Source organism: Caballeronia sp. EK (genome assembly GCF_014384845.1).
Classification (GTDB): domain Bacteria; phylum Pseudomonadota; class Gammaproteobacteria; order Burkholderiales; family Burkholderiaceae; genus Caballeronia; species Caballeronia jiangsuensis.
Genome location: NZ_JACSUE010000012.1, coordinates 1 through 14,094 on the forward strand (window position 1 = coordinate 1; position 14,094 = coordinate 14,094).

The 14,094-nt window shown below is 64.6% G+C and carries 10 protein-coding genes; 4 read left to right on the top strand and 6 right to left on the bottom strand.

The features are described from left to right. Positions 1–81: 81 nt before the first annotated feature. Positions 82–1,119 carry an aromatic ring-hydroxylating oxygenase subunit alpha gene (locus IAG25_RS29930; RefSeq protein WP_187608073.1) on the bottom strand — a complete coding sequence of 346 codons (1,038 nt, stop codon included), beginning with the start codon at positions 1,117–1,119 and terminating at the stop codon, positions 82–84. 190 nt (positions 1,120–1,309) lie between these two features. Here IAG25_RS29930 and IAG25_RS29935 point away from each other — a divergent pair, with 190 nt between their 5' ends. Beyond that, positions 1,310–2,404 carry a GGDEF domain-containing protein gene (locus tag IAG25_RS29935; protein ID WP_187608074.1) on the top strand — a complete coding sequence of 365 codons (1,095 nt, stop codon included), beginning with the start codon at positions 1,310–1,312 and terminating at the stop codon, positions 2,402–2,404. A gap of 1 nt (position 2,405) precedes the next feature. Here the strand turns inward: IAG25_RS29935 and IAG25_RS29940 are convergent, their stop codons facing one another. From IAG25_RS29940 to flhF, 3 genes are read right to left on the bottom strand one after another with little or no spacing between them, the layout of a single operon-like run. Next, positions 2,406–3,140 (bottom strand): RNA polymerase sigma factor FliA, encoded by a 735-nt coding sequence (locus tag IAG25_RS29940; RefSeq protein WP_187608075.1) that lies wholly within the window; start codon positions 3,138–3,140, stop codon positions 2,406–2,408. A 15-nt stretch (positions 3,141–3,155) separates the two neighbouring features. Continuing rightward, on the bottom strand, positions 3,156–4,073 hold the full coding sequence (locus IAG25_RS29945; RefSeq protein WP_187608076.1) for a MinD/ParA family ATP-binding protein: 918 nt from the start codon (positions 4,071–4,073) through the stop codon (positions 3,156–3,158). Next, positions 4,066–5,868: a flagellar biosynthesis protein FlhF gene (gene flhF, locus IAG25_RS29950; protein ID WP_187608077.1), complete on the bottom strand. Its 1,803-nt coding sequence runs from the start codon at positions 5,866–5,868 to the stop codon at positions 4,066–4,068. The genes IAG25_RS29945 and flhF overlap by 8 nt, the downstream gene beginning before the upstream one ends. 311 nt (positions 5,869–6,179) lie before the next feature. Between flhF and IAG25_RS29955 the strand changes: the two genes are divergently transcribed. The 3 genes from IAG25_RS29955 to IAG25_RS29965 all read left to right on the top strand — a co-directional run bounded on the left by IAG25_RS29955 (position 6,180) and on the right by IAG25_RS29965 (position 8,770). Beyond that, entirely contained in the window at positions 6,180–7,886 is a 1,707-nt protein-coding gene (locus IAG25_RS29955) for a thiamine pyrophosphate-binding protein (RefSeq protein WP_187608078.1), read from the top strand. Between the two features lie 78 nt (positions 7,887–7,964). Next, complete coding sequence (locus IAG25_RS29960) at positions 7,965–8,228, top strand: PepSY domain-containing protein (RefSeq protein ID WP_187608079.1); 264 nt, start codon at positions 7,965–7,967, stop codon at positions 8,226–8,228. A 2-nt stretch (positions 8,229–8,230) separates the two neighbouring features. Continuing rightward, positions 8,231–8,770, top strand: a complete 540-nt coding sequence (locus tag IAG25_RS29965; RefSeq protein ID WP_309243985.1) for a cytochrome b/b6 domain-containing protein — start codon at positions 8,231–8,233, stop codon at positions 8,768–8,770. A gap of 40 nt (positions 8,771–8,810) precedes the next feature. On the opposite strand, the gene IAG25_RS29970 is transcribed toward IAG25_RS29965, so the two are convergent. Together IAG25_RS29970 and putA are read right to left on the bottom strand one after the other, a co-directional pair. After that, positions 8,811–9,959 (bottom strand): branched-chain amino acid ABC transporter substrate-binding protein, encoded by a 1,149-nt coding sequence (locus IAG25_RS29970; RefSeq protein WP_187608080.1) that lies wholly within the window; start codon positions 9,957–9,959, stop codon positions 8,811–8,813. Positions 9,960–10,059: 100 nt separating this feature from the next. Beyond that, complete coding sequence (putA, locus tag IAG25_RS29975; protein ID WP_187608081.1) at positions 10,060–13,992, bottom strand: trifunctional transcriptional regulator/proline dehydrogenase/L-glutamate gamma-semialdehyde dehydrogenase; 3,933 nt, start codon at positions 13,990–13,992, stop codon at positions 10,060–10,062. Between the last annotated feature and the right edge of the window lie 102 nt (positions 13,993–14,094).

The window sequence follows — 14,094 nt, forward strand, 5'->3', positions numbered from 1 at the left end:
GAAGGGTGAACACGTTCCACTTCACCGCATGGGAAGCCTGCTTTTTGCTTCGAGTCTGGCCAAGAATCTTCGAAAACGACATTAGTAGAGTGCACTTCGCGACATCAGTGGGGTAACGGCACAGGCTTCCGCGAGAATCGTCCCCCAGCCGAACCCCATCCCCGCCAGCCATCTCCGGTAAGCCACCGCCATCCGATCGCACCGCTGATGCAACTCCGCATCGAGATCGAGCGGCAGACGCCGAGGCCATTGCGACTCGACGATCGGCGTGTCCTGCATCAGTATTTCCATATTGAAGTCGTAAAGCGCCTGATCGGAATGCGTCGCGTCGTCCTCATGAATCGACACGAGCCACGCGCGCGTTTCCGTCTGCGTCACCGGCGACGCCGCCAGCATGATATGCAGCGCACCCTGTCCGCCCGACGCCATCTTCGTGAGACTCGCGATCAACGGCCGCTTCACGCGATACACATAATCGATCATCGCGCCGCCGCCCTGTCCAGGAATCCCCGCGGGTTGCCAGTATCGGCACTGCCGCGCCTCCAGTCCGCCATCGGCAGTCTGCACGACTTCATAATCCGGCACTTCCGTATGCGCGTCCTCGCCCAGAATCCCCACATGCACGAACGAAAAGTGCGCCATATCGAGAAAATTTTCGACGACGCGCGGCGCCGATGACCTCACCGTCTGCGGCGCGAGATTGATGCGCCGGCCACCGGGAATCGCGGCTTCGGGAAAGAAATCGAGCGCGTAGGCCGGCTCGCCGAAGCACATCCACACGACGCCGTACTTCTCCTCGCTGACGAATGTCGTCGCGCAGGCACGCTTCGGAGGACGCAACGAAGGATTCGACGGAATCCGCAAGCACTGCCCTTCGATGTCGTAACGCCAGCCGTGATACGGGCACACGATCTGATCGCGCATCACGTGCCCGAGCGACAACTGCGCGCCGCGATGCGGACAGTAATCGCGCCAAACATGCGCCGCGCCGCTACCGTCGCGCCACACGACGATGCACTCATCGGCGACGACAAAGCCGCGCGCGCCGCCTTCGGGGACGTCTTCGCTATTGCAGACCGGCAGCCATTCGCCGGCCAGAGAAATGGATTCGTCGCGCATCACGGTGAATCGGAAATAGAAGTGCGAAAGCCGTTATTACACGAAACACAGCGTCTTCGCAAAACGTTGCAAAATAGCGGATCGCTCGCTCGGCGCAATTCGATACCACGCCATAAAGTCGATGCCACGCGACGGGGCCGCAGTAAAGACAGCAAGATAAAAGAAAGAAATCACCATCCAGGGGTTCAGTATGGAGCAGGCGCATCAACCGGCACGCCGGCCTTATGCCTTCGCATGGTCCGAGCACCGGAATCCCGAACGCGAGCAGGCCACGCTGCGGGTCTGGATGGGAGCGGCGGTTCTTCTGGCCTACGGCATCTTCGCGTGGCTCCGCCCTTCCTACGATGCACTGGCGGTCGCGCGTCTCATCGCGCTCTACGTGTCTTACGGTGCTGCCACGCTGCTGATCGTCAACCGCATGAGCACGCCGTCGGAGAAGCGTCTCACGGTCACGACCATCGCCGATCAAACGCTGCTCGGGCTCGCGCTTGCAGCGGGCGGCGCGATCGCGCTGCCGCTCATCTGGGTGATGTTCTGGTTTCTGATCGGCTCGGGATGCCGTTACGGCAAGCGCACGCTCGCGGTGTCATGCGCGACGGCGCTCATCGTCGTGATGGCGCTCGGCGTCTGGCAGCCGTGGTGGCGCGCCAATCTTCCCGCCGCGATCGGGCTGGGTTTGAGCGTGCTGGGCGCATCGGTGTATTTGAGCGTACTCGTCGATCGCCTCGGCAATGCGAATCGCGATCTCGCGCGTCAGGCATCGACCGATCCGCTCACGGGCCTGTCCAACCGATACGCGCTCGAACGGATCGTCGATCGTGCGATGACCGCGCGCGAAACCGGCGGCGACGATGCCACCGCGCTCCTTCTCATCGATCTCGACGGCTTCAAGGAAGTGAACGATACCTACGGTCACGCCGTCGGCGACATGCTGCTGCAAGCCTTCGCGCAATCGCTCGCGAAGCGCATGCGCAAGTCGGACACCATCGCGCGTCTGGGCGGCGACGAGTTCGTCGTGCTTGCACATCAGGTGCGCGACCGCGCGGCGGTGCTATCGGTGGCCGACAGCATTCACTCGATTCTCGACGCGATGACATCGGTGCAGGAGCGGCCGGTGTCGGTATCGGCGAGCATCGGCGCGTGTCTGCTTTCGAGCGCGACGAGCGCGCAGCAATCCGGCATCACCGCCGTGCTGCGCGCCGCCGATCGTGCGATGTATCGCGCAAAAAGTCTCGGCGAAGGGAAAACGGTCTTCGCCGAAACGCGCGACTTCGAAACGAACTGAATCAGGCCTCGACACTCGTCCACGCCTGCTCGCGCAGCTTCGTGCGCAGACGTGCGACCGCCTGGCTGTGCAGCTGGCACACGCGCGATTCGCTCACTTCCATCACCGCGCCGATTTCGCGCAGGTTCAGGCCGCGTTCGTAGTAAAGGCTCATCAGCAGCTTCTCACGTTCGGGCAGCTTGTCGATCGCTTCGATCAGCGCGCCGCGCAGGCTGTCGTCGAGCAGCGCCGAAAGCGGATCCGAGCGATCGACGCAATAGCGGTCGAGGAACGGCTCGTCGTCGGCGGAGCGGTCGAAGTCTTCGTAGTAGATCAGCTGGCTGCCGTGCAGATCCTGGAGCATCGACTGATACTCGTCGAGCGGCATCTTCATGTGCTCGGCGATCTCCGTCTCGCTCGCGGAGCGGCCGAGGTTCTGCTCGACCTTATGCACCGCCGATTCCACTTCGCGCGACGTCTTGCGCATGCTGCGCGGCAGCCAGTCGTTGGCGCGCAGCTCGTCGAGCATCGCGCCGCGAATGCGCTGGCTCGCGTAGGTTTCGAATTGCGCGCCTTGATCTTCCTTGTAGCGGCTCGCCGCGTCCAGCAGACCGATCATGCCGGCCTGGATGAGATCGTCGAGATCGACGCTCGCCGGCATCTTGGCGACGAGCTGAAGCCCCAGCCGACGAACGAGCGGCGCATATTTCGTCAGGACGTCCGACTGTGAGAGTTTGCCTTGGGCGTTATACATCATGGTCACCTATCTTGATCACATCGACGCCGTGCTGCTCATTGCAAAGTCGTGAAGCGCGGCCACACGATGCGCCGCCTCCCGCCCGCCCTGTTCAGAGTCGCCAACCGGAATTCGCGCGTCTGGCTGGCCGTTCGCCGCGCGCATGTACGGCGCGGGGCGCATCGGCCAGTGGAGGAGCTCCGCCGCGATCGCGCGGTAGTCGCGTGCCGCGGCCGTGGCCGGGAACGCTTCGACTGCGCAGCGTGAGAGTTCCTTTGCCCGAGCGACGCGCGCATCCTCGGACACATACCCTGCCTGCACGAGCGACACGGCCAGATACCGGCTCGCGACGCCCGACAGGTTGTCGAATGCGACCGCCGCGTCGGCCGGGTTCTGCACGTGATTGATGAGCACGCGGAACTGGCCGATCGCATGGGCGTAGTGCAGGCGCTTCATGCACGCATACGCCTCGGTGATCGCCGACGCGGCAACCCGCGTCACGATGAGAAAGTCATGCGCCTGAGCCGCGAGCGTCGACAGCGCGCCGTGACGGTCCAGTTGCGCATCGATCAAAACGATGTCGGCCGGACCATCGAGCAATGCGCGGCACTGCGCGGCGTCGTGGCTGATGCGCTCGTCGCGCGGTGCGGCGATCTGCGAGAAGCCGAACGGCGTGCGCTCGACGACATCGGCGAGCGCGCGGCGGCCGGACATCACCGCGGCGAGCGTGCCTGCATCGGACAAACCCAGCATGCGGCTCACCGATCCCGCGTCCTGATGCTCGTCGATCACGAGCACATCCTTGCCGTGCACGGACAGCGCCGCGCCGAGATTCACCACCGCCGACGTGCACCCGATGCCCGCCGGCCCGCCCGCAACCGCCACCACGCGCGAACCGGCACGCGTGAGCAGCCGTCGCAGACCTTCCGCCTGGTCGAGCACGAACTTATCCAAAGTGCACCCCATGCAGTTCGGTCGTGGCGCGCGCGGACAATGCGGAGAGCAGCGCCGGCACTTCTTCGTCCTGCGGCACGAACGGCGAGCCGTCGCGGGGAATGCAGAATGCGCTCTTGATGAGAAAACGCTTGGTCGCGACGTACAGGTTCTCCGGCACCTTCTGGCCGGTCGACACGTAATGCACCGGCAGCTTGTAGCGGATGACCGTATCGAGCACGCCGCCGAGATTCGTCGCTTCGTCGAGCTTGGTCAGGATGCAGCCCGCGAGCGGCGGCTGATCCGCGGCGCTCTTGTATGCCTGCACGACTTCGTTGAGCGTGTCGCCGTGGCTCGTCGCGTTGAGCAGCAGGATGCGCTGCACCGGATGGCCCGCGCCGCACAGCATCGCGATCTGGTCGGAGACCATGCGGTCGCGCTGGCTCATGCCGATCGTGTCGATCAGCACGATATGTTTGTTGCGCAGCTCGGAAAGCGCGAGCTGCAGGTCCGCGGCGTCCTTCACCGCGTGAACCGACACGCCGAGAATCTTGCCGAAGATGCGCAGTTGCTCGTGCGCGCCGATCCGGTAGCTGTCGGTCGTAAGCAGCGCGACCTTGCTCGCGCCGAAGCGCATCACGCAGCGCGCCGCGAGCTTCGCGGTGGTCGTCGTCTTGCCGACGCCCGTCGGGCCCATCAGCGCGAACACGCCGCCGCGTTCCATCAGTGCATCTTCGCTATCCATCACCGGGATGTTCGATTCGAGCACTTCCTGCACCCATTCGAGCGCGCCTTCCACGCTTTCCATCTCCGGCATGTTGTCCACCATCATGCGGACGAGTTGCGCGGAGAAACCGGCGGCGAATAGACGCTTGGTCAGCGCGCCGCCCGTCGGATTGCGGCGCTGGCGCTCGCCCCAGAGCAGACCGGAGAAGTGCTCTTCCATCATCGAGCGCATCGACGAAAGCTCGTTCATCACCGTTTCGTTGACGACCTGCTCCATGCGTGCGCGGATCGCTTCGGTCACGACCGCCGCCGCGTTCGCCGGCAGACCTTCGAAGGCGCCTTCCTGCGCAGCCGGCGCGGTGCTCGCCGCCGGTGCTTCGGCGTGCGGCGCGCTCGCGTTGATCTTCTGCGCGGCGCGGCGTGCGGCGACCTGCGCGGCTTCGCGTGCCCAGTCGGGCGTTTCGACCTTCGATTGAACGCGCGCCTGAGCGATGGCTTCCGCGCGGTTCGCTTGCGCATGCGCTTGCTGGCGAATCGCGTACTTGCCTGCTTCCGGCGTTCTGTCGGCGCGCGTTTCCGACGCGGCGACCGGGACCGGCACGCCCATACCGCGAGCGATCGCGGCGGACGCCGTCAGCGGACGGTTCGACGGCATCGTCGCCTGCTGCGCGATGCGCTTCGCATGCTCGATCAGCCACGGGTTCGAGTCGGCCATCGTGCGCGGCGCTTCTTCGTCGGATGCGGCTTCGTGTTCGTGCGCGAAATCGTCTTCATCGTCGGCGTCGGTGTTCGCGCCGAAGACCGACGAAAACACGTCGCCGCTCGCGTAGGGATTCGCGGCGGATTGCTTAGCCGGCAGCGCGGCGGCCGCGGCAGCCAGCGCGGCGCGCGACGAGCCTGCCGAGCGTACGGCCTGTTCCTTCGCGGCCGGCGAGATCGACGCGATATCGCTGTCCGCGACGCCGACGATCTCCACGGAACCATCATCCAGCGTGCGATTGGACAGCACCACGGCATCGGGGCCGAGCGCTTCACGAACCTGGCGCAATGCGTCGCGGCTGTTCGCGCCGATGAATTTACGAATGTTCAAACTTGCCCCCGATGAGGTGAAACTGCGATCTTTGCGAGGCGGACCCGCTTGGCTCGTTGCCGTGTCCGCTTTTCAGTGAAGCCATTATTGCGAACTCCACCCTTTCTCCATCGCTGGATAAGGGGCGAGAAAAAGGGGTATTTCGGCTGATGGAAATGCCGCGGACGGCGCGAACAGGCCGCGCGCGCCGGGAAAAAATTCCGCTTTGCTTCTGGCCGCGTGCTCGCCCGACGGCGTAAGCTTTAGGGCAATTCGCTCACGGTCCGGCCCGCATCCGCGACGATCCGGACACTCACAGGAGAGTTCTTCGCATGGCGTCCGCTGTCCCCTCCGCGCAATCCGCTTCTCCCGACAATCAAACTACCGGCGCGCGTCTTCTCGTCGATGCGCTCGTGCATCACGGCGTCGAGCGCGTGTTCTGCGTGCCCGGCGAGAGCTTTCTCGCCGTGCTCGATTCCCTGCACGACGAAACCTCGCAGATTCAGACGATCGTCTGCCGCCACGAGGCGGGCGCGGCGAACATGGCCGAAGCGGTCGGCAAGCTGACGGGCAAACCGGGCGTCGCGATCGTCACGCGCGGGCCGGGCGCGACGCACGCGTCGATCGGCGTGCACACCGCGTTTCAGGATTCGACGCCGATGATCCTGCTCATCGGCCAATGCGCGCGGGATCACATGGACCGCGAGGCGTTTCAGGAAATCGACTATCGGCGCATGTTCGGGCAGATGGCCAAATGGGTCGCGCAGATCGACGATCCGCGCCGCGTGCCGGAATACATGAGCCACGCATTTCACACGGCGACCTCGGGCCGTCCGGGTCCGGTCGTGCTCGCGCTGCCCGAAGACATGCTGACCGAAGCGGTCGCCGCAGCGCCGCCCGCGCCGCGTTATCAGCGCGTGGCGGCATCGCCGTCGGCGGCGCAGATCGACCGGTTGCGCGAACTGCTCGCCAGCGCGAAGAAGCCGTTCGTGATCGCGGGCGGCAGCGGCTGGACGCTTGAGGCGACGCAGGACTTCGCGCGCTTCGTCGAGCAATGGCGCTTGCCGGTGGGCTGCGCATTCCGCTATCAGGACACGCTGTCGAACGAGCATCCGAACTATGCGGGCGATGTCGGCCTCGGCATCAATCCGGCGCTCGCCGCGCGCGTGCGCGATGCCGACGTGCTCTTCGTGCTCGGCCCGCGCATGGGCGAATCGACGACGGGCGGCTACACGCTGCTCGACATCCCGAAGACGAAGCAGACGCTCATCCACGTGCATCAGGGCGCGGAGGAACTCGGGCGCGTGTACAGCGCCGATCTGCCGATCGTCTCGGGCATGCCGGAAATCGCGTCGATGCTCGCGGCCCTGACGCCGCCCGCGAATATCGCGTGGAATGGCGAGGCCGAGGCCGCGCACGCCGCGTATCTCGAATGGCGCACGCCGCGTCCGATGCTCGGCGATGTCCAGCTCGGCGAAATCATGCGCCAGCTCGCGGAAACGATTCCCGCCGATTCGATCCTCACGAACGGCGCGGGCAATTACGCGACATGGCTGCATCGGCACTATTCGTATCGGCATTTCCGATCGCAATGCGCGCCGACGAGCGGGGCGATGGGTTACGGCGTGCCCGCCGCGATCGCCGCGAAGTCGCTTTATCCGGACCGCACGGTGATCGCGTTCGCGGGCGACGGCTGCTTCATGATGTCGAGTCAGGAACTCGCCACGGCGATGCAATATGAATTGCCGGTGATTTTCATCGTCGTGAACAACGCGCAGTACGGAACGATCCGCATGCACCAGGAGCGGCATTACCCGAATCGCGTGCATGGGACGGGGCTGACGAATCCGGATTTCGTCGCGTTTGCGCGCGCGTTCGGCGCACACGGCGAACTCGTCGAAACGACGGATCAGTTCATGCCTGCATTCGAACGCGCCCGGAAATCCGGCCTGCCCGCGTTGATCGAGATCCGCATTCCGCAGGATCAGAGCACGCCGGGCGCGACACTCGAACAAATTCGCCGGCAAGGACAGCGCTAAGGGACAAACTTTCAATCTTCTTGCAGACCGCTCCCGGTGGCAGTAGAGTAGCCAGTTCGAAAACACAGGGAGTTAGCGATGCTTAAGATTCTGGCGTTGTCATTGGCGTTGAGCTTTTCGGGCGCGGCTTTCGCGAAGGCCGACTGCACCGCGCATCCGAAGAGCGAGTGGATGAAGGAATCGGATGCCAAGGCTCAACTCGAGTCGCAAGGCTACAAGATTCGCAAGTTCAAGGTCGATGGCAACTGCTATGAGATCTACGGCCACGACAAGAACGGCAAGAAAGTCGAGATCTATTACGACACGAAGACGCTGGCTGTCGTGAAGTCGGAAGTCGAGTAAGCGTGACGGACTTTGCCCGCGTGAAAGTCTGGGACGCGTGGGTGCGGCTCACGCACTGGGCCGTGGCGGGCATCGTCTTGTGGAATCTGTTCGGGCCGACGGATTCCACGCATCGTTTGCTTGGATATGTGGCGGCCGGGCTCGTTGCCGCGCGTATCGTTTGGGGCTTCATCGGATCGCGTCACGCGCGATTTTCCGCGTGGTGGCCGACGCGTTCGCATCTCTCCGACTATCTGAAATCGCTTGCGAACGGCAAGCCGATGCATCACGTTTCGCATAATCCGCTCGGCGGTTTGATGGCGCTGTTTCTCTGGTTTCTGATTGTCGCGCTCGCGGTGTCCGGCTGGATCATGAGGCTCGATGCGTTCTGGGGTGAGGAGTGGCCGCAAGAGGTTCATACGTGGCTGTCGATTGCGGTCGAGGTTTGCGTGTGCGTGCATGTCGCGGCGGCGGTGCTGATGAGCGTGTGGACGCGGGAGAATCTTATTCGCGCGATGGTGACGGGCCACAAACGCGACGCTGAAAACAAAAAAGCCTCGTGACCTGAATCACGAGGCTTTCTTTTAGCTCAACCCGCAGCCCTTACTTCCCGCCCACGCTCTGCAACGTCGTCCACTTCCCGCCGACGACCTTGTACAGCGTGATGCCGCCGTTCTTCAGATCGCCCTTCGAGTCGTACGACAGGTGCTTCGCCGTCACGCCCTGCATGTCGGTTTTCGCGAGGAACGGCAGGTACTTCGCCGGGTCCGTCGAGTTGGCCGCCTTCATCGCGTTGAACATCGCCATCGCGCCATCGTAGGCGTACGGCGAGTAGGTCTGCACGTCTTCGTTGAAGCGCTTCTTGTACTTCGCTTCGTAGTCCGCGCCGCCCGGCATTTCGTTCATCGGCAGGCCGGCGAGCGATGCCACCGTGCCTTCAGCCGCGTCGCCCGCGATCTTGACGAAGGTGTCCGTCTTCACCATTTCGCCCGCCATCAGCGGTGCGCGGAAGCCGAGCGTCTTCATCTGCTTGACCATCGGGCCGGCTTGCGAATCCGCACCGCCGTAGTACACGAGGTCCGGGTTCATCGACTTGATCTTGGTCAGAATCGCCTTGAAGTCGACAGCCTTGTCGTTCGTGAATTCACGGTCGACGATCGTGCCGCCCGCCGCCTTCGCCGCCTTCTCGAACTGGTCGGCGAGACCCTGGCCGTACGCCGTGCGGTCATCGACGATCGCGATCTTCTTGACCTTCAGGTTCTTCACCGCGAACTCGCCCGCGACCGAGCCTTGCTGCGTGTCGGAGGTCATCATGCGGAAGGCCGTCTTGAAGCCTTGCGTCGTGTATTCGGGCGCCGTCGCCATCGCGATTTCGGGGATGCCCGCGTTCGCGTAGATGCGCGATGCCGGGATCGTCGTGCCCGAATTGAAGTGGCCGAGCATGCCCTTGATGCCGTCATCGACGAGGCGCTGCGCGACGGTCGTGCCCGTGCGCGGGTCGGCCTGGTCGTCGGCCGAGTTCAGCACGATGCGAACCGGCTTGCCGCCGATCGTCGGCTTCGTGGCGTTGAAATCTTCGACAGCGAGCGTGATGCCGTTCTGCATGTCCTTGCCGTAGTGCGCCTGCGCACCGGTCAGCGGTCCGGCGTAACCGACCTTCACGTCCTCGGCTTGCTGTGCGAATGCGGTCCCCGCGAGCGACAGGCCGGCGAGCGTCATGGCTGCTGCCAGCTTGGTCATCGTTTGCTTCATAGCTTCTCCTGGTTCCAGTGTGGATGGCAGCTTGTGCCGGGATCGCCGTGCCTGCTGCCGCTTGTTTGAATTCGTTTGAATCGAGCGCTCGAGGGGTGTCTCAACCGATCGTCATCAAATTCGCATTGCCGCCCGCCGCCGCCGTGTTCACGCTCACCGAGCGTTCCGTCAACAGACGTTCGAGCGCGTAGTCTTCGCCATCGTGGCCAGCGTCGGCGAACGCTCCCGCAGCCACGCCCTGCACCGATACGATCGGTCCCGCGCGCTTCGCGACTTCCTTCACGAGCGACAGCAGTTCATCGCTGTCGCCTTCGAACAGAACGGCGTCGAAGTCCTCCGCCGCTCGGCGCACCTGGACATATGGCTTGAGCGATGCCGGCAGCGACGCCGCCAGTTGCTCACCCGCCGATCCGCTGAACAACGCGCGGTTGCCCGTCGCGAGCGCGGCGGCCAGTTGCGCGCGCGCGCCGCTCGATGTCGCCGCCACGCACAGCACCGTGCCGCGCGCGCCGAGCGTGTACGTGTTGCGCTCGCCCGTCGGGCCGTTCAGGACCGCGGTCGCGCCGGCCATCACATGCTGCAGATAGCCATCGCAGCGCGCGGCCGTCTGCGGATCGCGTTCGCCGATCGCCCAGTCGCGCAACGCGGTGAGCGCCGCCGTGGGCGTGTCTTTCGACGCGGTCTGATCGACGACGAGCGTGCTCGCGAGCGACTTCGGCAAACCGGTCGGGCGCTTCGCCAGGAGACGCTGCAAGTACAGCGCGCCGCCCGCCTTCGGACCCGTGCCCGACAAACCTTCGCCGCCGAACGGCTGCACGCCGACCACCGCGCCGATCACGTTGCGGTTCACGTAGATGTTGCCCACATGCGCCCGCGCGATCACATGCGCGATGGTTTCGTCGATACGCGTATGGATGCCGAGCGTCAGGCCATAACCCGTCGAGCGAATTTGGTCGAGGAGTTTATCAAGGTTCGATCGGCGATAACGCACCACATGCAGCACCGGGCCGAACACTTCGCGCTTGAGTTCGTCGATGCTGTCGAGTTCGATGAGCGTCGGCGGCACGAACGTGCCTTGCGCGCACGCATCCGGCAGCGGCAGTTGCGTGACGTTGCGGCCCTTGTCGCGCATGCCGGCGATATGCGCGTCGATGCCGCGCTTCGCGTCCGCATCGATCACCGGGCCGACATCCGCCGACAGACGATCCGGATTGCCCACCGCAAGCTGCTTCATCGCGCCGGTCAGCATTTCGAGCGTGCGATCGGCGACGTCGTCCTGCAGGCACAACACGCGCAGCGCCGAGCAGCGCTGGCCGGCCGAGTCGAACGACGACTGCAGCACGTCCGCGACCACCTGCTCCGCGAGCGCCGACGAATCGACGATCATCGCGTTCTGGCCGCCGGTTTCGGCGATCAGCGGAATCGGACGGCCGTCCGGGTCGAGGCGCTCGGACAGCGTCTTGTTGATGAGGCGGGCGACTTCCGTCGAGCCGGTGAACATGACGGCGCGCGTGCGCGGATCGGCGACCAAAGCCGCGCCGACCGTTTCGCCATTGCCCGGCAGCAGTTGCACCGCGCCCGCGGGCACGCCCGATTCGCGCAGAATGCGCACGGCTTGCGCGGCGATCAGCGGCGTCTGTTCAGCGGGCTTCGCGAGCACCGGATTGCCCGCCGCGAGCGCGGCGGCGACCTGACCCATGAAGATCGCGAGCGGGAAGTTCCACGGGCTGATGCACACGACCGGACCGAGCGGACGATGCGTATCGTTCGAAAACTCGGCGCGAATCTGCGACGCGTAGTAACGCAGAAAATCGATGGCCTCGCGAATCTCCGCGATCGCGTTCGGCAAGGACTTGCCCGCTTCGCGCACGACGAGGCCCATCAGCGTGTGCATCTGCGCTTCGAGCAGATCGGCGGCGCGCGCGAGGCAATCGGCGCGATCTTCGACAGGCGTCGCCTGCCAGATCGGCGCGGCGGCCACGGCGTTGGCGATCGCCGCGCTCACCTGTTCCGGCGACGCTTCCACGACCGTGCCGACGATATCGCGCAGATCCGACGGATTGCGCACGTCGCGCGCCGGCATGCCGTTCTCGATGATCGTGCCGCCTTCCAGCATTGGTTCGGCGCGCCACGGATGATGCGCGCTCGCCAGCAACGCCGACGACAGCGACGCCAGACGATGTTCGTTCGACAGATCGAGGCCCATCGAGTTGAAGCGCTCGTTGCCATACAACTGACGCGGCAGCGGAATCTTCGCGTGCGGCGCGCCGAGCGGCGTGATCTCCTGCGCCTCGTCGATCGGATCGCGCACGAGCTCCTTCACCGGAATGGATTCATCGGCGATGCGGTTCACGAACGACGTGTTCGCGCCATTCTCCAGCAGGCGGCGCACGAGATACGCGAGCAGCGTTTCATGCGTGCCGACCGGCGCATACACGCGGCACGGACGGTTCAGCTTGTCCCGGCCGGTCACTTCTTCATAGAGCGGCTCGCCCATGCCGTGCAGGCACTGGAATTCGTACTGGCCGGGATAGTAGTTCTGTCCCGCGAGGTGATAGATCGCGGACAGCGTGAACGCGTTGTGCGTCGCGAATTGCGGATAGACGGCATCCGGCGCGCCGAGCAGCTTCTTCGCGCACGCGAGATACGAGATGTCCGTGTAGATCTTGCGCGTGTAGACCGGATAGCCTTCGAGGCCATCGACTTGCGCTCGCTTGATTTCCGTATCCCAGTACGCGCCCTTCACGAGGCGAATCATCAAACGATGACGGCTGCGGCGCGCGAGATCGATCAGATAGTCGATCACGAACGGGCAGCGCTTCTGATAACCCTGCACCACGAAGCCGATGCCGTTCCAGCCCGCCAGTTCCGGATCGAAGCACAGCGCTTCGAGCAGGTCGAGCGAGATTTCGAGGCGATCGGCTTCCTCGGCGTCGATGTTCAAGCCGATGTCATAGCGCCGCGCCAGTTGCGCGAGCGAGCGCACGCGCGGCAGCAACTCGGTCATCGTGCGTTCCTGCTGCGAGCGCGAGTAACGCGGATGCAGCGCGGAAAGCTTGATCGAAATGCCCGGGCCTTCGTAGATGCCGCGCCCGCCCGCTGCCTTGCCGATCGCGTGGATGGCCTGCTCGTAGGACGCGTAATAGCGCTGCGCGTCTTCTTCCGTCGTCGCGGCTTCGCCGAGCATGTCGTAGGAATAGCGGAAACCGCGCGCCTCGTACTTGCGGCTGTTCGCGAGCGCTTCGGAGATGGTCTCGCCGGTGACGAACTGCTCGCCCATCAGGCGCATCGCCATGTCGACGCCCTTGCGGATCAGCGGTTCGCCGCCGCGGCCGATCAGACGCGTGAGCGCGGAGGACAGGCCCGCTTCGCTGTTCGTCGTCACGAGCTTTCCGGTGATCATCAGGCCCCACGTCGCCGCGTTCACGAACAGCGACGGCGCCTGGCCCATGTGCGATTTCCAGTCGCCCTTGCTGATCTTGTCGCGGATCAGCGCGTCGCGCGTGGCGCGGTCGGGAATGCGCAGGAGCGCTTCGGCGAGGCACATCAGCGCGACGCCTTCCTGGCTCGACAGCGAGAATTCGTGGATCAACCCTTCGACGCCGCCGCCCGAGCTTTTCGCGCGCAGCGCCTCGACGAGCTTCGTAGCGAGCTTTTCCGTTTCGGCGGCGACGGTTGCGGGCAGGCGCGCCTGGCCGATCAGGAACGGCACGCACTCCGGCTCCGGCCGGCGATACGCGGCCGTGATCGCCGCGCGCAGCACGGATTGCGGCTGCACGTTCTGCGCGAAATCGAGGAAGGGATGCGGCGCGCCGTCTTCGTCGCCATCGACGGGCGTGGTATCGGCCAATTCGGACGAACCGTTCGCGCCCGACAGTTCGGGCGGGAGCTGACCGTGCTCGATGCGCTCCAGATAAGCGAAGATCGCCTGCTTGATCAGCCAGTGTGGAGTGCGCTCGAGGCGCGTCGCGGCATCTTTGAGCCGGGAACGCAGCAGATCGTCGACTTTGACGCCTAGGGTTGTGCTCGCCATATTTCCTTCGTTTGCCGGTCGTGCCCAACCCGGCCCATGACTAAAAAGTTGGCGAATCGTACTCCGCTGATTTAAAAGGTGCAACCGAGATTTTCGCTAGGG